Source organism: Bradyrhizobium genosp. P (assembly GCF_049949265.1).
In the GTDB taxonomy this organism is placed as follows: Bacteria; Pseudomonadota; Alphaproteobacteria; order Rhizobiales; family Xanthobacteraceae; genus Bradyrhizobium.
This window is the reverse complement of record NZ_CP188195.1, coordinates 8,656,388-8,678,195: the sequence shown is the minus strand read 5'-3', so window position 1 is coordinate 8,678,195 and position 21,808 is coordinate 8,656,388. Positions and strand designations below refer to the sequence as shown.

Annotated in this window: 18 protein-coding genes and 1 pseudogene; 15 read left to right on the top strand and 4 right to left on the bottom strand. The window is 61.3% G+C overall.

Annotated features, from left to right (window positions below; translation table 11 throughout):
* Window positions 1-38 precede the first annotated feature (38 nt).
* The 8 genes from ACP2YO_RS41660 to ACP2YO_RS41625 all read left to right on the top strand — a co-directional run bounded on the left by ACP2YO_RS41660 (window position 39) and on the right by ACP2YO_RS41625 (window position 6,867).
* Window positions 39-938 carry a 3-hydroxyacyl-CoA dehydrogenase gene (locus ACP2YO_RS41660; protein ID WP_426436996.1) on the top strand — a complete coding sequence of 300 codons (900 nt, stop codon included), beginning with the start codon at window positions 39-41 and terminating at the stop codon, window positions 936-938.
* A 22-nt stretch (window positions 939-960) separates the two neighbouring features.
* Entirely contained in the window at window positions 961-1,911 is a 951-nt protein-coding gene (locus ACP2YO_RS41655) for a 3-hydroxyacyl-CoA dehydrogenase NAD-binding domain-containing protein (RefSeq protein ID WP_426436995.1), read from the top strand.
* Window positions 1,912-2,028: 117 nt separating this feature from the next.
* A complete protein-coding gene (locus ACP2YO_RS41650; protein WP_426436994.1) occupies window positions 2,029-3,249 on the top strand; it encodes an acyl-CoA dehydrogenase family protein in 1,221 nt (406 codons plus the stop codon).
* Window positions 3,250-3,304: 55 nt separating this feature from the next.
* Window positions 3,305-4,156, top strand: coding sequence for an enoyl-CoA hydratase-related protein (locus tag ACP2YO_RS41645; protein ID WP_426436993.1), 852 nt, complete (start codon window positions 3,305-3,307; stop codon window positions 4,154-4,156).
* Window positions 4,157-4,195: 39 nt separating this feature from the next.
* Window positions 4,196-5,422 carry a CaiB/BaiF CoA transferase family protein gene (locus ACP2YO_RS41640; protein WP_426436992.1) on the top strand — a complete coding sequence of 409 codons (1,227 nt, stop codon included), beginning with the start codon at window positions 4,196-4,198 and terminating at the stop codon, window positions 5,420-5,422.
* Window positions 5,423-5,505: 83 nt separating this feature from the next.
* Window positions 5,506-6,027 (top strand): enoyl-CoA hydratase-related protein, encoded by a 522-nt coding sequence (locus ACP2YO_RS41635; protein WP_426436991.1) that lies wholly within the window; start codon window positions 5,506-5,508, stop codon window positions 6,025-6,027.
* Window positions 6,005-6,289: an enoyl-CoA hydratase-related protein gene (locus ACP2YO_RS41630; protein WP_426436990.1), complete on the top strand. Its 285-nt coding sequence runs from the start codon at window positions 6,005-6,007 to the stop codon at window positions 6,287-6,289. Before ACP2YO_RS41635 ends, ACP2YO_RS41630 begins: the two co-directional genes overlap by 23 nt.
* A gap of 2 nt (window positions 6,290-6,291) precedes the next feature.
* Window positions 6,292-6,867, top strand: a complete 576-nt coding sequence (locus ACP2YO_RS41625) for an NADPH-dependent FMN reductase (protein ID WP_426443446.1) — start codon at window positions 6,292-6,294, stop codon at window positions 6,865-6,867.
* An 8-nt stretch (window positions 6,868-6,875) separates the two neighbouring features.
* Here the strand turns inward: ACP2YO_RS41625 and ACP2YO_RS41620 are convergent, their stop codons facing one another.
* From ACP2YO_RS41620 to ACP2YO_RS41610, 3 genes are all read right to left on the bottom strand, one after another.
* Window positions 6,876-7,325: a hypothetical protein gene (locus tag ACP2YO_RS41620; RefSeq protein WP_426436989.1), complete on the bottom strand. Its 450-nt coding sequence runs from the start codon at window positions 7,323-7,325 to the stop codon at window positions 6,876-6,878.
* Between the two features lie 58 nt (window positions 7,326-7,383).
* Window positions 7,384-8,715, bottom strand: coding sequence for an NAD(P)/FAD-dependent oxidoreductase (locus ACP2YO_RS41615; protein ID WP_426436988.1), 1,332 nt, complete (start codon window positions 8,713-8,715; stop codon window positions 7,384-7,386).
* A 121-nt stretch (window positions 8,716-8,836) separates the two neighbouring features.
* Window positions 8,837-9,196: a hypothetical protein gene (locus ACP2YO_RS41610; RefSeq protein WP_426436987.1), complete on the bottom strand. Its 360-nt coding sequence runs from the start codon at window positions 9,194-9,196 to the stop codon at window positions 8,837-8,839.
* Between the two features lie 183 nt (window positions 9,197-9,379).
* Between ACP2YO_RS41610 and ACP2YO_RS41605 the strand changes: the two are divergent.
* From ACP2YO_RS41605 to ACP2YO_RS41575, 7 genes and pseudogenes are all read left to right on the top strand, one after another.
* Window positions 9,380-9,913: pseudogene (locus tag ACP2YO_RS41605) on the top strand (cytochrome (ubi)quinol oxidase subunit III); the annotation flags it as partial.
* The gene (gene cyoD / locus ACP2YO_RS41600) at window positions 9,910-10,365 is read left to right on the top strand and encodes a cytochrome o ubiquinol oxidase subunit IV (RefSeq protein WP_426436986.1); all 456 of its coding nucleotides are present in this window, start codon (window positions 9,910-9,912) and stop codon (window positions 10,363-10,365) included. The pseudogene ACP2YO_RS41605 and the gene cyoD, both read left to right, overlap by 4 nt.
* A gap of 53 nt (window positions 10,366-10,418) precedes the next feature.
* Window positions 10,419-11,354 (top strand): acetoacetate decarboxylase family protein, encoded by a 936-nt coding sequence (locus ACP2YO_RS41595; protein ID WP_426436985.1) that lies wholly within the window; start codon window positions 10,419-10,421, stop codon window positions 11,352-11,354.
* A 106-nt stretch (window positions 11,355-11,460) separates the two neighbouring features.
* Window positions 11,461-12,261 carry an acetoacetate decarboxylase family protein gene (locus tag ACP2YO_RS41590; protein ID WP_426436984.1) on the top strand — a complete coding sequence of 267 codons (801 nt, stop codon included), beginning with the start codon at window positions 11,461-11,463 and terminating at the stop codon, window positions 12,259-12,261.
* A gap of 201 nt (window positions 12,262-12,462) precedes the next feature.
* On the top strand, window positions 12,463-13,014 hold the full coding sequence (locus ACP2YO_RS41585) for a helix-turn-helix domain-containing protein (RefSeq protein ID WP_426436983.1): 552 nt from the start codon (window positions 12,463-12,465) through the stop codon (window positions 13,012-13,014).
* The gene (locus tag ACP2YO_RS41580) at window positions 13,011-15,863 is read left to right on the top strand and encodes an ATP-binding protein (RefSeq protein ID WP_426436982.1); all 2,853 of its coding nucleotides are present in this window, start codon (window positions 13,011-13,013) and stop codon (window positions 15,861-15,863) included. The genes ACP2YO_RS41585 and ACP2YO_RS41580 overlap by 4 nt, the downstream gene beginning before the upstream one ends.
* Before the next feature lie 34 nt (window positions 15,864-15,897).
* Window positions 15,898-18,861 (top strand): ATP-binding protein, encoded by a 2,964-nt coding sequence (locus ACP2YO_RS41575; protein ID WP_426436981.1) that lies wholly within the window; start codon window positions 15,898-15,900, stop codon window positions 18,859-18,861.
* Window positions 18,862-18,874: 13 nt separating this feature from the next.
* Here ACP2YO_RS41575 and ACP2YO_RS41570 read toward each other — a convergent pair whose 3' ends face one another.
* Window positions 18,875-21,625, bottom strand: coding sequence for a LuxR C-terminal-related transcriptional regulator (locus ACP2YO_RS41570; protein ID WP_426436980.1), 2,751 nt, complete (start codon window positions 21,623-21,625; stop codon window positions 18,875-18,877).
* Window positions 21,626-21,808 lie beyond the last annotated feature (183 nt).

Below are 21,808 nucleotides of genomic sequence, written 5' to 3'. Positions count from 1 at the left end.
CGAACCGGTCCGTGGTCGGGCCAGGATGCAGGTGCGACATGCCAAACGCCGTCACGAAATCAAACCTCACGATTCCTCGTCTCTTCGTCCTCGAACTGAATGCAGGCTGCATTCACGCCATGAAAACGGATGGCTCCGAACGCACGACCATCGTGACCGGGTGCCACCTTCCGGACGGCATTGTCGTGGATGTCGAGGCTGGCCATATTTACTGGACCAATATGGGCATCCCGAGCCTGGACGACGGGTCCATCGAGCGCGCCGACGTCGACGGCAAGAACCGCAAGACAATCGTCGCGCAAGGGCACACTCACACGCCGAAGCAGATCATCCTCGATAAGAAGGGCGGCAAGCTCTACTGGTGCGATCGCGAGGGTATGCGCCTCATGCGCTGCAATCTCGACGGCTCGCGGCTCGAAACGCTGATCGAGGCGGGGCACGGCGAAGTCGATCGCAAGGACCAGACGCGATGGTGCGTCGGGCTGGCGATCGATCCGAAATTCGGGCGCATCTACTGGACGCAAAAGGGCCCCGATAATGCCGGGCTCGGCCGCATCTTCCGCGCCAATGTCGAAATACCTGCGGGCCAGACCGTAGCCACAAGATCCGACATCGAGATCTTCTATGACGGTCTGCCGGAGCCGATCGATCTGGAGATCGATCACAAAAGCCGGATTCTCTACTGGACCGACCGCGGCGACCCTCCGCGCGGCAACACGGTGAACCGGGCTTCGATCGACAACAAGCCTGCCGAGTCGGAGATCGTAGTGACCCATCTCATGGAGGGGATCGGCATCGCGCTTGACGTCCCGAACGATCGCATGTTCGTGACCGACTTCGCCGGCTCGATCTACTCCGCGCGGCTCGATGGATCCGGTGAGCGCAACTTCCTCTTCGCCCAGGGCAACCTCACCGGCATCGCCTATGCCGAAGTCTGACCAACGCATTGGAGAGAATGACATGACCGACACCAAGCCCATTCGCCGCATCGCCATCATCGGTACCGGTGTGATCGGCGCGAGCTGGAGCTCGCTGTTTCTCGCCAAGGGACTTCAGGTCGTCGCGACCGATATCGCGCCGAACGCCGAAGCTGCGCTGAGGAAGTTCGTCGAGACGGCCTGGCCGGCGCTCGAGCGACTGGGCCTGTCGCCCGGAGCGTCGCAGTCGAACCTCAAGTTCACGCCCGACATCGCGCAGGCACTCGCCGGCGCCGACCTCGTCCAGGAGAACGGGCCCGAGCGGATCGAATTCAAGCAGAAGCTCTATGGCCAGCTCGACGAGTTGTTGCCGCCCAACGTGATCATCGCATCGAGCTCGTCGGGGCTCACCATGAGCGAAATCCAGAAAGGGGCCACGGCCCATCCCGAGCGCTGCGTCATCGCCCATCCGTTCAACCCGCCCCATTTGATTCCGCTGACCGAGATCGTCGGCGGAGCAAAGACCTCGGAAGCCACGATCCGGCGCGCTACGGAATTTTACACGTCGATCGGGCAACGGACGGTGCGCCTCAACAAGGAAATGCCGGGCCATGTCGCCAATCGTCTCCAGGCGGCGCTGAGCCGCGAGGTCTATTACCTTGTCGCCGAGGGCGTGGTGAGCGCCGCGGACGTCGACACCGCCCTGAGCTGGGGCCCGGGCCTGCGCTGGGGCGTCATGGGCAGCTTGATGCTCAACCATCTCGGCGGCGGTCCGGGCGGCATCGAGCACTTCTTCCAGCAGTTCACCGGCCCTATGACGGCCTGGTGGAAGACCCTCGGCTCCCCGGTGCTGACGCCGGATGTGCAAAAGAAGCTCATCGACAGCGTCCATGCCGAGGCCGGATCGCGCACCATCGCGGAGTTGGAGGCGGAGCGCGACGAAGTTCTGCTCGGTCTGATCGAGCTGCGCAAGAAAGCTTCCAAGCCGAGCTGACGACGCCGAGCTGACGACGCCGAGCTGACGAAATCGGCACCGCCGGCGAGTTCAATCACACGTCCAACCCGTCCTTCACTTTTCCGGCTTCCGAGCCGCAGCGAGGAGAGATCGCAAATGCCCACCGCAACCCCAGCAAGCAAAACCGCCGCGCCGAAGCCGGCTCCCGTGCCCAATGGCGACTTCTATCAGCTGGTCGACCTTCTCACTCCCGACGAAAAAGCGCTCGTCAAGAAGGTGCGGACCTACATGGAGACCAAGGTCCAGCCGGTCATTAACAAATACTGGTCCGAGGACGCGTTTCCGTTCGAGCTGCTGCCGTCATTCAAGGAGCTCGGTCTCGGCGGGCTCGGCTTCGAGGGTTATGGCTGCGCCGGCGGGAGCCAGAAGCTGTTCGGCTTCGTCGCGATGGAGCTGGCGCGCACCGATGCTTCGTTCTGCACGTTCTTCGGCGTGCATAGCGGCCTCGCCATGGGCTCGATCTATCTCGACGGCTCCGAGGAGCAGAAGCAAAAGTGGCTGCCGGCGATGGCGCGCTGGGAAAAGATCGGCTGCTTCGGCCTCACCGAGCCGCTGGTCGGTTCCGGAACGAGCGGCGGTCTGACCACGACGGCCAAGCGCGAAGGCGATACCTGGATTCTCAACGGACAGAAGCGGTGGATCGGCAATGCGCCATGGTGCGACATCTCCATCATCTGGGCGCGCGATCTTGCCGACAATCAGGTCAAAGGCTTCATCGTCGAGAACAAGTCGACGCCCGGCTTCAGCGTCGAGAAGATCGAGCACAAGATCGCGCTCAAGGTGGTGCAGAACGGCCAGATCACGCTGGAGGACGTGCGGGTGCCTGAAGCGAACCGCCTCCAGGGTGGCAATTCGTTCCGCGATACCGCGCGCGTGCTGCGGATGACGCGCTACATGGTGGGCTGGGCGTCTACCGGCATCCAGATGGGCGCATACGAAGCCACCCTCAAATACGCCCAGGAGCGACTGCAATTCGGCAAGCCGATCGCTTCGTTCCAGCTGATCCAGGATTTGCTCGCCAAGATGCTTGGCAATCTGACCGCGTGCCAGTGCCTGATGCTCCGTCTGGCCCAGCTCGATGACGAAGGCAAGCTTGGCGACCATCACGCCGCACTGGCGAAGGCGTTCTGCACCTCGAAATCGCGCGAGACGGTTTCATGGGGCCGCGAAGTGCTGGGCGGCAACGGCATCGTCGCCGACTACAACGTCGCGCGCTTCTTCGCCGATGCCGAGGCGCTCTACTCCTACGAAGGCACCTATCAGATGCAGAATCTGATCGTCGGCAAGGCCATTACCGGTCACGGCGCTTTCCTCTGACCTCTCAGCGGGGCCGGCGCACCGGCTCCGGCTGCCCCACCCAGGAGACACGACTATGGTTTCGGGAACTGCACCGTTCACCCCTTCGCCTGCAACAGCACCAAACTCCGTACCCAGAGCGGCGCTGGCCCTTGCAAACGTCCAATACGAGAAAAAGGGTTCGATCGCCTACGTCACGGTCAATCGGCCAAAAGTGCTCAACGCGCTCAACACGCCGACCTGGACCGATCTGCACGCCGCGTTCGAGGACGCAAAAGGAGACGCGTCGGTGCGCGGCGTGATCCTCACCGGCGCGGGCGACAAGGCGTTCATCGCCGGCGCCGACATCAGTGAACTCGCACATGTCGACGCCTACGACGCCGAGGAGTCCAGTCGGTTCGGGCAGGGCGTGCTGGACCTCATCGAGAATCTCGGCAAGCCGGTGATCGCGGCGATCAACGGCTTTGCCCTGGGTGGCGGCTGCGAGACCGCGATGGCCTGCACCATCAGGATCGCAGCGGAGCACGCCAAGTTTGGGCAGCCGGAAGTGAAGTTGGGTCTGCTGCCTGGTGGCGGGGGCACGCAGCGGCTGCCGCGGCTGGTCGGAAAGGGCCGAGCGTTACAGTTGATCCTCACGGGCGAGACGATTTCCGCGCAGGAAGCCTATCGCATCGGCCTCGTCAACGAGGTCGTTGCCGCTGCCAGCCTGATCGATCGCGCCGAGACGGTCCTGAAGCAGATCATGGCCAACGCGCCGATCGCTGTGAAGTTCTCGCTGGAAGCGGCCAACAAGGGGATGGAGACGAGCCAAAGCGAAGGCCTTGTGCTGGAAGCCTCCTTCTTCGGCATTTGTGCCGCCACCGAAGACAAGAAGGAAGGCACCGCCGCCTTCCTCGAGAAACGTGCGCCGCAGTTTCGCGGACGTTGAAACAATGCCGCTCTCTACGAGGAGTTGGAAAGGACGCCCATGGCAAACGACAACATTTTCTCCGGACTGAAGGTGGTGGACCTCGCGAGCTTCATCGCGGGCCCCAGCGCCGCCGTGATCTTGTCCGATTTCGGCGCCGACGTGATCAAGGTCGAGCCGCCGAGCGGCGAGCTGTGGCGACATGCGAACCATATGCCGCCGCAGCCGGTCGCTGACGATGCCTATCCATGGCATCTGGCCAATCGCAACAAGCGCGGCATGGCGCTGGATCTGAAAACTCCGGGCGCCCATCAGGTTCTCGAGAAGCTGGTCAAATGGGCCGACGTTCTCATCGTCAACACGCCGCATCCCGCGCGAAAGAAATTGAAGCTCGAATATGAAGATGTGGTGGGGTGGAACCCGCGGCTGATCTACGCCGACCTCACGGGCTTCGGCGACAAGGGACCGGATGCGAATCTTCCCGGCTTTGACATCACGTCATACTGGGCACGTAGCGGGTTGCTCTCGATGACCCGCGATGCCGGTGCGCCGCCAACCTGGCCGGTGGCCGGCAGCGGCGACAATGCCACCGCCGTCGGGCTCTATTCGGCGATCGTCACCGCCTTGTATCGTCGCGAGCGCACGGGCGAGGGGGCACATGTCACGACCTCGCTGCTCGCCGAAGGCGTATGGTCCGCCAGCGTCTCGATCCAGGCGGCGCTGTGCGATGCGAAATTCTTCGGGCTGCATGACCGTATGCACCCCGCAAATGCGGCCATGAACGTGTATCGCGCCAAGGACGATACCTGGTTCGTTCTCATCATCACGCCCGACAAGGTGGAGGCTGTGGCGAAGGCGATCGGCCGCCCCGATCTCCTGACTGATCCGCGGTTCTCCGACCCGGCGAAGCTGATGGCGAACATGACGGAGCTCACGGCGATTCTCGACCAGACCTTCTGTGCGGAACCGATGGCACATTGGTACGAGGTGTTCAACGGCGCTCACGTGACTTTCGGAGCGGTGCGCGGGCCGCAGGAGGTGATCAACGACCCGCAGCTCCGGGCGAACGACATCATCGTTCCGCTCGAGGGCGCCGGCGGCAAGCTGACGTCCACGATCTCCAGCCCGCTTCAGGTGCATGGTGTCGCCAAGGTGTCGGCAAAGCGTGCCCCGACGATCGGCGAACACAACGACGAGGTTCTCCGGCAATTGGGATATAGCGCGGCCGAGATCGATGGTCTGCGTGCGAGCGGTGCCATTCCGAAGGCAAAGGAACACGCGGCCTAGCGCGACGGCACGGTCGGGGCGGCGCAAGCCGCCTCGAACCTGCGCTTGCAGTGAAATTCACCAGAGGGACCAGGATTTCGACCATGGATGAGATCGTTACCGAACATGCCGCAGGCATCCTGCGCATCCAGCTGAACCGCCCGACAAAGCGGAACGCCATGACGTCAGCCATGTACGTGGCTCTCGCAGGCATCTTCAACGCGGCGGCGAATGACGAGAGCACACGCGTCGTCCTCTGGCACGGCGCGGGAGATTCGTTCTGCGCCGGCAACGATATCGACGACTTTCTCAAGAATCCTCCCGGCCCCGGCGAATCGCCACAGGCCGCCCTCATGAATGCGTTGGTCGACTTCGACAAGCCATTGGTCGCCGCCGTCCACGGCGCCGCCATCGGCGGCGGCACCACCATGCTGACGCACTGCGACCTCATCTACGCCGGCGAGAGCACAAAATTCCAGATGCCCTTCATCAATCTGGCTGTCGTTCCGGAGTTCGGATCGAGCTGCTCCGTGCCGGCGCGGATCGGTCCTCCGCGCGGCCGAGCTGATCTTGCTGGGGGTTCCCTTCGATGCCAGGCGCGCGGTGGAGCTGGGTCTGGCTACTGAAGTCGTCGCCGACAACGATCTCCGGGCTAAGGCAACCGACACGGCCCGGAAGTTGGCAGCGAAGCCCGCGGCTGCGCTACAGGCCAGCAAGCGGCTCATGAAGGAGCCATTTCGCGAGCAGATCAAGGCGGCGATGAAGGCCGAGAACGAAGAGTTCAGTACGCAAGTCCGCTCCGAAGACGCACGAGAGGCGTTCACCGCTTTCGTGGAAAAGCGCAAGCCTGACTTCACGCGAAACATCAAGTCTCAAGCGACTGCATGACCATGGAAAAGCCGATGAATGTGTGCGTGTTGGTTGGAAGCCTGCGGAAGGCTTCGTTCAACGGGATGCTGGCGAACGCACTGATCTCGCTGGCGCCGTCCTCGATGAAGCTCGACATCGTCGAGATCGGACAATTGCCGTTCTACAATGAGGATCTCGAGGCTGCAGCTCCGCCGGCGCAATGGACCGCGTTCAGAGAGCGCATCAAGGCCGCCGACGCGATTCTGTTCGCTACGCCGGAATATAACCGGTCGGTGCCGGCCGTCCTCAAGAACGCACTCGATGTTGGTTCCAGGCCGTACGGACGCAGCGTCTGGGACCGCAAGCCAGGTGCGATCGTCAGCGGCTCGCCCGGGGCGATCGGAGGCTTCGGCGCCAATCATCATCTCAGGCAGTCGCTCGTGTTCCTAAACGTGCCGACCCTGCAGCAGCCTGACGCCTATCTTGGTCATGTCGACAAGCTGTTCGATGAGCATGGCAAGCTCGCCGGCGACGGCATCCGCAAATTTCTGGAAGGATTCGTGCAGGCGTTCGCCAATTGGGCCGAGACGACCCGATCCCAGGGGCAGCGCACCTGACGAGCGAGCTAAAAATGCACTGGCCGCATTTGCTCGAATTCGTCGCGGCACGCCCGGCTGAAATCATGCAACAGATCGATCGTGCCATCGATGGCCATTTCGCGCAGTTCGACGAAGCTCTTGTCGGGCTCCAGATAGGTGTCCAGGATTTTTCGGGTGACGTCTTCGGCGTGATGGACCACCGGCTTTGAAGATATCGCCCGCATCGCGCTCATTTTGGCGTAAAGGCTGACCAGGCTGGGAATGTCGGCTTTATCGTGTTGCAGCGCATCGATGTAGCATTTGGCGGCGTCTTCGATGAAATCCCTGTACAGAGTCTGCCGGCGAGTCTCCTCGTGAAGAACCCACTGCGCGCGGACCTGGCTTCGCTGGCTCCGCCAATTCGCAATTCCGCTCGTCAAGCCGCCGACGGCCGCCCCGGTGAGGGCGGCGAGCGCGGAGATGATGGAGGCGTCCACAGGTGCAGTCCTCAACCAATTGCCGAAAATGATGACGACCGGGCCGGGCTGACCACAATTATGACGAGAACGATCGCGGCTCTTCGGAAATCAGCCGTGAGCTCCTTTGCCCCGACAGATACGACCAGAGCCACTGCGTCTGGACTCGAAACCTGTTCTGAAGCTGCGGCAGCGCCAGCACGTGCAGCGCGGCCCATATCAGCCAGGTCGCAAAGCCGCTGCTGCGCAAATGGCGGGTCTCGAGGATGGCGAAGTTCTTGCCGACCACCGCCATGCTGCCCTTGTTGCGGTACCGAAACGGCCGGCCTTCCTTGTGTCCCCGGACACGGTTGGCGATGACACGCCCGACAAATCGTCCCTGCTGAATGGCGGCCTGCGCCACGCCGGGGACAGGATGACCATCCTGGGTTATCGTCGCTGCATCTCCCGCGACAAAGACGTTGGGCGCCTCGGGGACGTCCATGAAAGCGCCGACGAATGCGCGCCCGGCGCGGTCCGTCTGGGTCCCCAGCATTTTTACGACCGGGGAGGCGCTGACACCTGCTGTCCACAGTACGGTGGCGCTGGGAATACGGACGCCGGCCGCGATCACGCCCTGGTCGTCGACCTTCTCGACCTTGACGCCCGTGGACACCTCGACGCCGAGTTTCGCAAGTCGCTTGGCCGCCTTTTGTGATAGTGATTCCGCAAAGGTCGGCAGGATCCGAGTGCCGCCATCCACCAAAACAATTCGACTCTTGGCCGGGTTAATCTTGCGGAAATTGTTGCGCAGGGTCACTGAGACCAGTTGCGCGATCGAAGCAGCAAGCTCGACGCCGGTGGGGCCGGCGCCCACCAGGACGAAGGTCATTTGGCGAGCGCGTTCCTTCTCGTCCTCAGTCGATTCCGCCAATTCAAACGCACTCAGGATCCTGGTCCGGATCGTTTCGGCGTCGTTGAGGCTCTTGAGGCCCGGTGCGTACCGCGCGAACTCGTCATGACCGAAATAGCTCGGACGCATTCCGGTTGCGATCACGAGGAAATCGTATTCAAGCTTTCGACTGCCAATTTCCGGGCAATTGGCCTCGACGGTACGCGCTCCCAGGTTAATGCCCTTGACCTCGGCGAGCAGCACGCTGAGATTTTTCTGCTTCGCCTCGAGCTGCCGGATCGGTGCCGCGATCTCGGATGGCGCCAGGACAGCGGTGGCGACCTGGTAGAGCAGCGGCTGAAAGATGTGGTGATTGCGCCGGTCGATCAGCGTGATGTCGACATCGGCGCGCTTTAGGGCCCGCGCAGCGGCGATACCGGCAAAGCCACCGCCGACGATCACGACGCGCCTCTTGCCCGGCGGCGCCTGTATTGATGGCTGCTTTTCCTGCGGGAACGATCTGGTCAGAACTGTCGTCATGGGTGTATCGACTCTGTTGGGCCAGCCGCCCCGTCAGGATAGATACCGGGGAGCGGCCGATTATTCTTGGATGGCGCTGCGGTGCATTGAACGACCGTGCGTCATCACGTTTTCGGACTGGTCAATTGCGTTGCGCGGTCCAGTAGCCCGAGCATCGCGCACTTGCCGCATAGCCGCTCCATCTTCCGCGACCCGAGGTCCCGGAAAGTCTGCCGGTGCCGGACGCGAATTTATCGTGGACTGTCACCGAGGCGCGAACCGAACCGGATCTCGTGAGGAATCCCTTGAATTTCACGAGATTGGGATGAGTGATGACTCCGTCGGAGATGTTGACGGCGAAGTTGTAGCTGGGGTCGCATGCGCCTCCTTGGGTCACGAAGACGAGATCCCAGGAGCCGTCATAAGTCGAACGCGCGTGTGCCACAGATGATGAGGCGATAAAGCAGGCGGCCGCAATCATCGGGAGCGAAGTCGTCTTCATTGGTGTTCTCCATCAGGTAAAGCGTCTGCTCGAACGATGACCTGCGTTAGGAAAAGCGTGCGCAGAGCGCTTGTCGAATTGTGCTCGAACTATCCAAAATCATGCGATCGCAGCGCGCGACTCCAGGTTCAAGCTTATCAACTGACAAGTTTGAGCATGATTGGCCCCAACCGAGCAGCCCCGTTCTGGATCTTCCTGCTGAGTGACATCATCATGTTTGCCGCGCTGTTCGCGAGCTACGCGGTCCTCGTTCGCTCCACGGCCGGCGGGCCGACCGGTGCCCAGCTGTTCAATCAGACTACGGTCGCGATCGAAACTGTTTGCCTTCTCGTTTCGAGCTACACCTGCGGAATGATGTCCTTGGCCATCAATTCGCGCCGCTACCTCAGGACCTATTTGGGCGCCCTGATCACCTTCGCGCTCGGAGCCACGTTTCTTAGTCTCGAGATCCGCGAGTTCCTGGGCATGATCGCCATCGGTGCTGCGCCGCAGCGGAGCGCGTTTCTGTCAGCATTCTTCACGCTTGTCGGATGCCACGGGCTGCACGTCGCGCTCGGGCTGATCTGGCTGATCGTGATGATGGTGCAGGTGGCGGTATTCGGATTCGCTGCGAGAGTGCAGCACCGCCTGCTCTGCTTCTCTTTGTTCTGGCACGCACTCGACATCGTTTGGGTCGGGGTATTCACGGTGGTCTATCTGATGGGAGTGAGTTCATGACCGAAGCTCGACACGAACGTGCACCCGGAGACAGGCCGAGCCGCGAGATGGACGCATCGGCTCCGTCCGAGTTTCTCGTCTACACGATCGGCCTATTTGTGGCGCTTCTTCTCACGGCCACATCGTTCTGGACTGCAAACACGACGGTGCTCTGGTCGGGTGGCGTATTCCTCGGGCTCGCTGTCCTCGCCATCGCCCAGATGGGCATTCACCTGGTGTTTTTCCTGCACATCAGCAGCGGGCGGGAAAGCACCAACAACGTGCTGGCGCTCGCCTTTGGCGTTCTCATCGTAGTCGTCGTGATCGCCGGAACGATGTGGATCGTGGCAGATATGAACGCGAACATGATAATGCCGTCGGGCGCGGATGAGCATGGGGATGCAACATTGAAGAGCGTGGCGGGCAGGCAATCGCGAGCTCGAACGGGTTCATCGGAGCGACTGATCCGATAAAGCCGCTCACCATCTGGCAATCCGTCTGTCTTGTGGTGCGTTTGTGAGTGCGATTGCCGGCTTGCATCAACGGCGGGTACGCAAAAGCCGCCAAGTCATCACGCGTTTGTTCAAGCGTTGGCGCAATACCAACGCTAACGTTCTATGTTGAAATGATACGCCTTGTACGGCTGTGGTGGGGCGAGCACATGCTCAAGGGATTTACGGCTCCTCGGTCCCCCCTTGGCATTGCCGCGTTGGTCCCGTCGCCCCCCTGGCACTTCGCGGGTGACGTGCTCGCGGTGGAATTCTGGAATGATCCCGATGTATCGGCCCATATCCTTCCGGCGGGAGTGGAGCTTGATGAGCAATGTCGCGGCCGGTCTGTTGCACTCTTCACGGACTATCAGTTCACAGCGCAGAACGATGAGCATCTGGACCCGGCCAGATATCAGTGTCGCGGATTCAGCGTTCTCCTCGACGCGATGTGGAAGGGGACGCGAATAGCGTGGTGCCCATACTGCTACGTCGACAACGACGCTGCATTGATGAGAGGCTGGATTCAGGGTTATCCGAGGAAGTTCGGCACTGTGCACCTGACCCGCACCTTTGCCGCTGCGAGCATGGCTTCGGCGCCGCTCGTCCATGACGGCAGATTTTCGGCCTGCATGTCCGCCCATGGCCGGTTGCTCGTGCAGGCCAGCGTCACCTTGCGCGAAAGGGCCGAACATCTTGTCGGCATGCTCGATCGGCGGATTGTCGGGCGGCGGCATTTTCCGCGGCTCTCCGCAGGCATGCACGACAAGCCGGCCGTGGACGAGTTCGTTCGATGCGTTTCGGCTCATCCGCTGATTACGAACATCTGGATCGGCGAGGGTGAACTCAATTTTCCGGAAGCCTATGGTGAGGAGTTGGAAATGCTGGGGCCGCTCAGGGTGGGGCGCGGATACCGGTTCTCGTTTTCCCATTCCGTCACCGATATCGAGGTTCTGGCGGATCTGACCGCCTAGCAATCCGGATTGCGGCAGGAATCAACAAATCGACGCATTTCAATCAAATCCAGCGAGGCTGGTTCCGGTAGCCTCTGTGCCAAACGCGATGCACCAGGACACAGGAATGCTTAAGGGCTTTACAGTTCCGAAGTCGCCATTCGGCCAGGCTGCTCTCACGCCGCCGCCACCCTGGCACTATGCCGGCGATGCTGTCGGAATAGAGTTCTGGACAGACCCCGACGCGACAGCAGCCACATTGCCGAGCGGTCTTTCCCCGGATCCGGTGTCAAACGGTCACGCCGTCATGATGTTCCTGGATTGGCAGTTCACCGCCCAGGATGACGAATATCTCGAGCCCGCTCGTTATCAATACCGCGAGGCGTTTGTCCTGGTCGACGCGATGTATGCCGACGTGCCCGTCATGTGGTGTCCGTACATCTATGTCGACAACGATGCTGCGCTGGCGCGCGGCTGGACGCAGGGGTTTCCGAAGAAGATGGGCAGCATCTTTCAGACCCGCTCCTTTGTCGCCTCTGGGCCCGCCGCGGCGCCGATCGCGCCCGGCAGCCGGTTTGGCGCTAGCCTGTCGGCACATGGGCTGCGGCTTGCGGAGGCGTGCGTCACCTTGTGCAAGCCGGTCGAGGACGGCTTGTCTCTGCTCAGCCGTCCGACGGTCTTGCTGCGATACTTCCAGAGACTGGTGGCCGGCTGCCAGGACAAGCCTGCCGTCAACGAACTGGCGATGTCGGTCACGGACAATCTCACCGTTGCCGGCGCATGGATCGGGACGGGCGAACTCAATTTTCCAGAAACGGATGGTGAAGAAATCCATGCGCTTGCGCCGAGGCGGATCGAGTCGGGATTCCGCTACTCACTTTCCTACTCGATCAGCGATCTGAAGGTCCTGGAAGACCGGGGCACGTAAGCGATCCATTTGGAAATAAAAGACTTTTACTCATTTTTGAATGTTTGCTCAACAACGGAGCATTTGCCCGTATTTAACTGTTCAGAACACTACTTAACAAGCCAAGACGCTCCCCTTGCTGCACTCTCTCGCCGGGCTGTGGGACTGACCGTCGAGGGAATGATAATGGCAGGACTTCCGGCTACCGCACCAGAATCGTCCTTGGCATCCGACCAGCAGTTCAGCCTAGTTGCAAACAGCCTGGCCACGCTGCTTGAAACGGCAAGGCGAGAGCTGGAGCGTGATCGAGATGCAGCTAGGGTGTCGCTGGCCACGGCATCCCACATCCTGCAAGCGGAGATCGAACGCTGCTCGGGCGCTAACGGCTCCACAAGGGCCGGTCTGGCGGCGTGGCAAATCCTGCGCGTGCGCGCTTACATCGACAGCAATCTGCACCGGACCATTCATATTCGGGATCTCAGTGCGGTTGCACGTCGAAGCCCGGCGCACTTCTCCCGGAAGTTCAAGCTGGCCGTTGGGGAGTCGCCGCATGCCTACGTGGTGAAAAGGCGACTGGAGCGAGCCTGCCACCTGATGATGACCAGCGCGGCGTCACTGAGCGAGATAGCCTTGAGCGTGGGCTTTTCCGATCAAGCACATCTATGCAGGCTCTTCAGGCACGCCTTTGGTCAAAGCCCGGCCAACTGGCGACGCGAGCTCGGAATTCCCTGCGAGCTCACTCCGAGAGCCGACATGGACGAGAGTATCCGATGAACGGTCAGCAGGGGACAGTCCTCAGCTTCGGTCCCTTCGAACTGTCGATCGCAAATCGACTTCTGACGAACGACGCGAAAGTCGTGCCGCTCGGCGCGCGCGCCATGGATCTCCTCATCGTCCTGGTGGAGCAGGCAAATAAGGTCGTCGGCAGGAGAACCCTGATCGAACGCGTTTGGCCGGAGAGAGGAGCGGAACAGGTTAGCCTGCGCGTTCATATTTCAGCGCTGCGGAAGGCTCTCGATCAGAGCGACCCCGGCAGGCGATATATCGCGAACATACCCGGCCGGGGGTACAGCTTCGTCGTACCAGTCACCTCGCGTGCCTCGCAGGGGTGGGAGAATCTCAAGGCGCCTCCGAGGCCCCGAGTGCCTGCGCGCTTGATGCGGATGCTTGGGCGCGAAGACGCCGTGGCCGAGATCCAGGCGAAGCTGGCCGCGCAGAAGTTTGTCACGATCGTCGGGCCCGGCGGCGTCGGCAAGACCACGGTGGCGGTTGCCGTTGCCCATGACATGGGCGCGGCATTCGATGGCCAGGTTCTTTTTATCGACCTGAGTGCACTCGGCGACGCTTCATTCGTCGCGCCCGCCATCGCCACGTCACTCGGCATGCCGGTGCAAACGAGCAATGTCGTACCTGCCCTGATCAATCGTTTGCAGGACAGGCCAACGTTCATGATTCTCGACTGTTGCGAGCATCTGATCGATGGAGCGTCGACCGTCGCAGAAGAGCTGATTCGCCGTGTCCCGACATTGTATTTGCTCGCAACCAGCCGGGAGGCCATGCGCGTTGAGGGGGAGCATATCTACGAACTCGGTGGGCTTGAATGTCCTCCGGAAGACGACGACCTGGCAGCGCGCGACGCGCTGCGATACCCTTCTGTTCAACTGCTGGTCGACCGCGTGCGGGCCGTGCGAAGTGACTTCGCGCTGACGGATGCGGATGCGCCGATTGCCGCGGGAATCTGTCGGCGGCTCGATCGCATTCCGTTAGCAGTCGAACTCGCGGCCTGCAGGGTCGACATATTTGGTCTTGGTAAGACCGCAAGCCTGCTCGACGAGCGACTGAACCTGTCATGGGTGGGACGCAGAACCGCCCCGTCGAGGCACCAGACGTTGAACGCCACGTTGGAGTGGAGCTACGACCTGCTCGGGGAGGCAGAGAAGCGCGTACTGAATCGGCTCAGCGTATTTGCCGGCGGATTTACGTTCGAAGCGGCAGTCGCCATTGTCGCCGATGAGACAGTGGATGAAGCAAATGTATCGGATTGCGTCTGGGAGCTTCGTTCGAAATCGATGATTGCGGCTCAGGGACAGGACGGGCGGCTGCGCTTGCTCGACCCCACGCGCGCGTTTGCCCTGCAGCGACTGGCCAGGAGCGATGAGCAGGACCTTTTTCGCCGCCGTCACGCCCTTTATTTCACCGACCTGTTCAAGCAGGGCGCCGCGATGGACATATCGGGCTGGTCCAAGGCGCTCGGGATCGAGGTCGATAATCTCAGAACGGCTCTGAATTGGGCGTTTTCTACCACGGGCAATGTAAAAATCGGCGTTGAACTCGCTGCGGCATCGGCAAGCGCCTGGATGGGCATGGCCCTGCTCACCGAATGCGTGGAATGGATGAGAAAGGCCATAAGCCATCTCGACGAGATGAATTCAGGCACACGGCAGGAGATGGTCCTTCAGTCGGCCCTCGCGAGTTGCGTGATGTTCACGGGGGGCATGACGGAGAAATCCTACGCGACGTGGGCCAAGGCGCTGCTTCTCGCGGAGCGACTCAAAGACATCGACTATCAGATCGACGCCGTGCTTGTGCTGTGGGCTCACGAATTGCGCGTTCCAAACTATGCGGAAGCGATCAGGCTGGCGGACCGCGGCGGCGAGGTTTCGGAAGGAACGGGTCGTATCGGCGCCATTGCAACGGCCAACTATATGCGGGGTATAACCTACTACCACGCCGGCCGGATCATGGAAGCTCAGGGCCTGCTGGAATTGTCGCTACATCGCGATGACGAGGCTTCCCGACAAATGCTGATCAAGCGATTTGGCTATGATCGCAAGGTCGACAATTTGGCCGGTCTTGCGACCCTGGCGTGGCTGCGCGGCTCTCCGGATCAAGCCCGCAGGTTCAATCAGATGGCGGTCGCCGAAGCGCGCCAATCCAACCGGACCGTGAACCTTTGCGGTGCGCTGACCTTTGCGGGCCTCATCGCATATTTCACGAATCCGGATGACGGCGAAGCCGAGGCACTCGTGGACGAACTCGTCACCCATGCCGGGAAATTCGCTCTGCACAACTACCAGGGCCTTGGTCTTGGCATGCAAGCCATCTACGAAATCAGGCGAGCGGAACAAATCAGTGTAGCCTCCGCAATGCTTTACGCGGGTCTCGAGAAGCTGTCTGCGGCCCGCTACGGAATTTTCGATTGGTTCTTGCAGGCGGAGTTTGCGATGTGCATGGCCATCGCGGGCCGGCCGAGGGAAGGACTTGATATCTTTGAGCGCGCGAGGATCGATCTCGGCGAAAGCCGATGGTATGGCCCGGAGCTGCATCGCATCAGGGGCGAACTGGCTCTGAGCAGCGGCGAGGGATTGGCGGTCGGCAGGCAATACTTTCAGCGGGCGTTCGAGCTTGCAAACAGGCAAGCGAGCCTGTCGTGGGCGCTCAGGGCCGCGACAAGCCTCGCCATTGCCGAACGGTCAACCGAACAAAAGGAAGCGGCGTGGCGTACTTTGCAAGCCACTCACGCGAAGTTTCGGGACGATCTTGAGAGCCGCGATCTACGGCTTGCCAGGCAGGTATTGGCCGTTTCACATTCGCACGATGGCGCCGCCAACTCGATGCAGTGACAGGCTTGTTGCTGAAGGAGGTTTCGGATAACACTTGACGGGCTGGAGGTGCGTTTGCACAAGACTGACGGCGAATGGTGCCACAGCCAAATCGTCGACGGTCTTGGCGGAATTGGTCATGTCGGTCCAATCAATTGGCTCATCGAGTGCAATTCGCCTTCGGTTTGGCCCATTCGAGCTGAATGTCGCCGAGCGCTCTCTCAGCAAGGCGAACCAGATCCTTCCACTTGGTGGCAGAGCCTACGACATCCTGATAGCGCTGCTCGAAAACGCCGGTGAGGTTGTCCCCAAGTCCGAACTGATCGCGAAGGCCTGGCCTGACGTATCGGTCGAGGAAGGCAGTCTTCGCGTCCATCTATCGGCGCTGCGCAAGGCGCTGGGCGATGGTCAGTTCGGCAACAAGTACATCGCGAACATCCAGGGCCACGGCTATAGTTTCATTGCGCCTGTCACGCGACTTCCAGCCGACCGCGACAGGGGTAGCGCATCTTCGGGATTGTCCAACCTGCCGCCGGCACTGGGCCGCATGGTCGGCCGCAACAGCGTCGTCCTTGAAATTCAGCGTCTGCTCCAGACGGAACAGCGCCTGATTACAATTTTGGGTGCCGGGGGCATAGGCAAGACAACGGTTGCCCTGTCGGTGGGGCAGGGGGCGCTGGCCGACTTCTCCGGGGCGGTATTCTTTGTCGATCTTTCAACGGCAAGCGGCAATGAGCAGGTCATCGGCGCGGTCGCTTCCGCGATCGGGCTCGCCCCGCAGCCGGTCGATCCAAAGGAGGCGTTGCTCAATTTTTTGCGCGCGCGTAGGGCGCTTGTCATTTTCGATAGTTGCGAGCATGTCATCGAGAGAGCCGCGGAGATCGCCAACTATATCTTCCGGAATGCCCCGGAAATCCACATACTGGCGACCAGCAGGGAAACTTTGCGCGTTCCCGGCGAACGCATACTTCGTCTTTGTCCACTGGACTGCCCGCCAGAGCAGCCGCGGCCAACCGCGTCAGAGGTGCTTGCCTATCCGGCAGCACGGTTGTTCGCCGAGCGTGTCAGTGCCCGCCGCGGCAGCTTTTCGCTCAGTGACGACGAAGCTCCCCTGGTTGCCGAGATTTGCCGGAAGCTCGACGGCATTGCGCTCGCCATCGAGCTCGCCGCTGGAAGAGCCGCCGTCTTCGGCGTCGGGAATACCGTGGCAAGGTTGGGTTCGCGCCTCGATCTCCTGAAGTTCGGCCGCCGAACGGCGAATCCACGGCATCAGACCCTCAAGGCAACGCTGGACTGGAGCCACGATCACCTGTCCGAGGTCGAACAAACTGTGCTCCGGCGTGTCGCGATCTTCATCGGGCACTTTTCGATGGAAGCAGCCTGTGCGGTTGCGGAGCAGGGAGGAATTGACCGGTCCGAGATCGAGGGTGTGGTCGAAAACCTTGTCAACAAATCGCTGATCGTGGCGTGGCCCAGCTACCGGCGGATGCTTTACCGATTGCTCGACACCACGCGCTCGTATGCTTGGGAGAAATTGGCTGAGAGCGGTGAACATCATTGCACGGCGGCGCGCCACGCCAGCCATCTGAGCCGATCGCTGCAAGATAGCCGCGAGAATCTCTTCGATCTGGAGCCCGACCAATCCCTGGCTGACGCGACACAGCACAATCTTGGAGATGTCCGTGCCGCGCTCGAATGGAGCTTTGGTCTCGATGGAAACGATCGCTCGGCCACACGGATGGCGGCGGTCGCCTCGCAACTGCTTCTGGCCAAGTCGCTTTTCCTAGAGTGCCGGGATTGGATGGAGAAGGCGATCGATCGGATTGCTGCGGACGACGACCCGCGGGACCAGATCGAAATCCATGCTTCGCTCGCCTTGTCGCTGATGTTCACGGCCGGGAACAGTGAAAGGGTTCGCGATGCGTTCAATAAGGCGTTGACGCTCGCGGAGCGGCACGAGGATGCCTACCAGCAACTACGTCTTCTCAGCGGTCTGTCGATGTATCTCCATCGTACGATCGACGCGGCGGGCAGTCTTGAAGTTGCGCTTCGCGCGGAGTCTGTAGCGAACAAGACTGGAAATCCGGAGGATGCGGCGCTTGCGGATTCGATGCTGGGAGCAGCGTACTATATGCTTGCGGACCACGTTCGCGCGCCGAAATACCTCGAGCGGGCCCTGCGCGGGGCACCTGCTTCCCGTCGGTTCAACGCAACTCAATATCTGTTTGATCTGCGCACGACCTCGCTGTTCAACCTGACCCGATCGCACTGGTTCGCCGGCAATCTCGACAGGGCCGCCAGTCATGCCAAGAGAACCATCGAGGAAGCAGAGCGATCGGACCATCCGATCGCGTTGTGTCGAGCCCTGATTCTGACGATGCCTCTCTATTTCTGGATCGACGAGCTGAGACAGGCCGAGCCAAACCTCTCCGCGCTCGAGCTCACCGCCGAGAAATATTCATTGGAGCCATTTCGCGCCGTCGCCGTGGGACTTAAGGGGCGCTATCTGGTCCGCGTCGGCCAGGCGGAGGATGGCATGTGTCATCTGCGGGACAGCTTGGAAAAGCTGCGGGTCCTTCGATACGAAATGCTTGTAACGGATTTTGTCTCCGAATTGGCCGTCGGTCTGGCCAAACAAAACCAGCGCGCGGAAGCGCTGGATCTCATTCATGGATCGATCGCCACGCAGCTTGGATCGAACAGGCCTCTTCACCTTCCGGCGCTGTTCCTGGCGAAAGGCTCGGTCCTTGCGTGCGGGGAATCCCAGCAGCGCGATCTGGCTGCCGAGTGTTTCGGGGAGGCAATGACCCTGGCTGCGCAGCAATCGGCACTGTCGTTCGAACTGCGGGCAGGATTGGAGCTTGCGCGGCTGTGGATTGATCGAGGGCAAATCCGAAGAGCCCATGATCTCATCGGAGCCGTTTACGGCCGGTTTACCGAAGGCTTCGAGACGCCGGATCTCGTGTCGGCGAGGCGAATCCTCGAGCAGACCAGCGTTCGAGCGCGGCAAGCCGGGTGAATGGGGCAAAGCTTCACTGCGTGGTGACGATGCCCAGGGTCTGTGCGCGTGAGACGGCCTGCGCACGCTTCTCCACACCGAGCTTGGTGAAAACGCTCTTGAGGTGCGACTTCACGGTCTCAGGACCGATAGCGAGGCTTCGGGCGATTTCCTTGTTGGACAATCCATCCGCGATCAGCGTGAGAATGTCAGTTTCGCGAGGACTCAATGCGCTGAGAATCCGTGCGCTCGAGCTCGGCGCCGCACGATCCTGTCGTGCTCGTTGCAGGCCCGCCGCGAGCCGGTCGACGTAAGGGATCATGTCCGCGTTGACGTGTCCGCCCTCGCGGGCCACCCGGAGAAGCTCGGAAACGACCGGCCCCTCGTCCAGGACGGTCCGATAGAGGCCGGCCGCCGAGCACGCGGCAAGCACGCGGCGGAAGCGGCTCACAGCCTCCGCGGCCTTGCCCGCCCCGAGCTGAACTGCCGACTGGCGGATCGCAATGCTGATCAGGAACTGACGGTGCTCCATGGCTTCGGCTTCGTGCTGCAATTGTTGCAGGATTGAAATGGCCTCGCCGGGACGCGCTTGCTCGTCCAGCAGATGAGCGCGGGTCAATCTGTGGTACCATCCAATCTCCGACCAGGCGCCAGGCCTCGGTGCGGGGTATTTCCGTGCCAGGCGTTCGAGGCGATCGACGCATGCGGCGGCTTCATCCAGCCGGCCATCGTTCAAATAGAGCCGAGCCTGCTCCGCGATCACGCCGGCCGAGAGCCTTCCCCAATCCCGCGCGACGCCGAGATTTTCAGCGCGCTCCAACAGGGTGCGGGCCCGCTCGAAGTTCATCCGCGCAGCGGCGACCCGGGAGATCACGAAATAAGTGCTCCACACGCAGTCGAGCATCGTCCCCGAGTTGATCAACGGGATGCGATCGATCACCCAGGCCTCCGCCACATCGAGCAAGCCTTGCTCGTATTTGATTCGCGCAATCAGGCTTGCAGGCAAGGCCGCCGCAACTGAATTCGGCCCGACATCCTGCTCGGCGATCCGAAAGCCCTCGCGGTAGTGCTCATCTGCCGCCGCGAGACGTATCTGCCGCTCTTCTGCGAGCCCGTTCAGGCAGTGTCGATACACAGAGGCAAATACGTTCCTGCGATCCTCCTCGACCGAATAGGGAATCCACGGCGTCGCATGGAATTGCTTGAGGTTGCCCGTCTTCATATGGCTGAAGCGCACGACGTTTGAGGCAACGTTCGCGGTCCAGGGATCGGATGAGCGGTTCACGCAATCCTGTGCCAGAGGTAGCGCGCTTTCGCTGTCATCCTTCAGCGCGATGGCAACTGAGCGGATTGCCTGGCATTCGCACAGCAAATTGTCGTCCGGCAGAGGCGTTGCAGCGATATCGCCTTCTATGTCGGCTGCGAGCTTCAGGGCCTCATCAAAACGAAGCGCGAGCGCCAATCCCCAGGCAATCGCCAATCGGACCTCACACTGACCTCGCATGAGCTCGTCGGGAAACTGGCGCTGCCATTCCAGCAATGTGAAGAGGTCGCCTCTCTTGATCAAAGCCATTGCGCAATTGTTGATCCAGCTGATCGCACGATCGGAAGCGCCGGCTGCAATCGCGTGTTGGACCGCCTCAGTCCACAATTCGTGGGATGCGTACCAAAGGGCCGCACGCCCGTGCAGTTCAGGAACTTCGATGCCGCGGTCCGCCTCCAGCCGCTGTCGCAGATAGTCGGCAAGCAACGTGTGATAGCGAAACCAGACGCCATCATTGTCGAGCGGTGTGAGCAGCATCTGGCGCTGGGCAAGCGATGCCAGGATCGTGCGGCTCGAGCTCAAACCTGTCACGGCCTCGCACAGGGGACCGGAGAGCCGATCCAGAACGGCCGTTCGCAGCATGAAGTCTACCAATTCGACCGGAAGCCCATCCAGCATCTCGGTCAGGTAGGCGGCAATTGGACGCTGCGAACCCGAGAGATTATGGACATACTCCTTCAGGCCGGATCCGGACTGCGAAGGCATGGATGAGATAATTCGCAGCGCGGCAGGCCACCCTTCGGTCTTGCGCTGCAGGAGTTGGACGTCGGGGAATTCAAGAGCTCCGGGTTTGGTGCCGTCCAGAAACGCCTTTGTCTCCTGCATGTCGAACCGCAGCGCTTCGGCATCGATCTCGATCAACTGGTTCCGGGCGCGCAAGGTTGCGAGCGGCAGGGGAGGTTCGGTACGCGTCGTCAGCACCACGTGACAGTGGGACGGTGCGTGCTTCAGAAAATACGCAACGGTCTGATGAATGCGAGACGCGCTGACCCAGTGATAGTCCTCGAGAAACAGATAAACGTCGTCCTCTATCTCTGCCAGATCGTTGATCAGGCTCGAAAGGACCGCCGTCGGGTCGATCAAATTGTTCTCGAGGATCAGCCCAATCGCGCCGGCGCCGACGTCCGGACAGGCCTGATGCAGCGCTTGCGAGACGTAAAACAGAAACCGCGTGGCCTCATCGTCGTCCGAATCGATTGTCAGCCACCCAACGGCATTGCCGTCTTGCTCGAGCGTCTCGACCCAAGTGGCTGCCAGTGAGCTCTTGCCGAAGCCCGCCGGCGCCTTGATGACGGCAAGTCGTTTGGCCGGGAGCTCGGACATGATCGCGAGCAGCCGGGGACGTGCGACCAGCCCGCGGAAGCGTGCCGGCAAGATCTTGGTCGCGAGGAAAGGCAGCGGCCCTCCGCCGGGCAGGATGCCCGTTCCATCTGTCAGATGGCTGGAGTGTGGCTGGATCAAGGGCTCCCCCTACCCACGTCGGTCCTCCCCCCATTCGGGGGATGCAAACAATGGTGAAAGTGTACGATCTCTGTTAGCGAGAGGGAAGCGCCGGGCATCGTCGGTTGTATGCAGCTCGCATGCCGGTCGCCGCGCGCTGATCCCTTCAGATCCGCGCGTGGAGCCGAAGGCAAGCTGATGTCT

Excerpts from the sequence above, each read along its gene's own strand:
- ACP2YO_RS41660 (WP_426436996.1), top strand. The coding sequence starts at position 39 with ATGCCAAACGCCGTCACGAAATCAAACCTCACGATTCCTCGTCTCTTC.
- ACP2YO_RS41655 (WP_426436995.1), top strand. The coding sequence starts at position 961 with ATGACCGACACCAAGCCCATTCGCCGCATCGCCATCATCGGTACCGGT.
- ACP2YO_RS41650 (WP_426436994.1), top strand. The coding sequence starts at position 2,029 with ATGCCCACCGCAACCCCAGCAAGCAAAACCGCCGCGCCGAAGCCGGCT.
- ACP2YO_RS41645 (WP_426436993.1), top strand. The coding sequence starts at position 3,305 with ATGGTTTCGGGAACTGCACCGTTCACCCCTTCGCCTGCAACAGCACCA.
- ACP2YO_RS41640 (WP_426436992.1), top strand. The coding sequence starts at position 4,196 with ATGGCAAACGACAACATTTTCTCCGGACTGAAGGTGGTGGACCTCGCG.
- ACP2YO_RS41635 (WP_426436991.1), top strand. The coding sequence starts at position 5,506 with ATGGATGAGATCGTTACCGAACATGCCGCAGGCATCCTGCGCATCCAG.
- ACP2YO_RS41625 (WP_426443446.1), top strand. The coding sequence starts at position 6,292 with ATGGAAAAGCCGATGAATGTGTGCGTGTTGGTTGGAAGCCTGCGGAAG.
- ACP2YO_RS41615 (WP_426436988.1), bottom strand. The coding sequence starts at position 8,715 with ATGACGACAGTTCTGACCAGATCGTTCCCGCAGGAAAAGCAGCCATCA.
- ACP2YO_RS41610 (WP_426436987.1), bottom strand. The coding sequence starts at position 9,196 with ATGAAGACGACTTCGCTCCCGATGATTGCGGCCGCCTGCTTTATCGCC.
- cyoD (WP_426436986.1), top strand. The coding sequence starts at position 9,910 with ATGACCGAAGCTCGACACGAACGTGCACCCGGAGACAGGCCGAGCCGC.
- ACP2YO_RS41590 (WP_426436984.1), top strand. The coding sequence starts at position 11,461 with ATGCTTAAGGGCTTTACAGTTCCGAAGTCGCCATTCGGCCAGGCTGCT.
- ACP2YO_RS41580 (WP_426436982.1), top strand. The coding sequence starts at position 13,011 with ATGAACGGTCAGCAGGGGACAGTCCTCAGCTTCGGTCCCTTCGAACTG.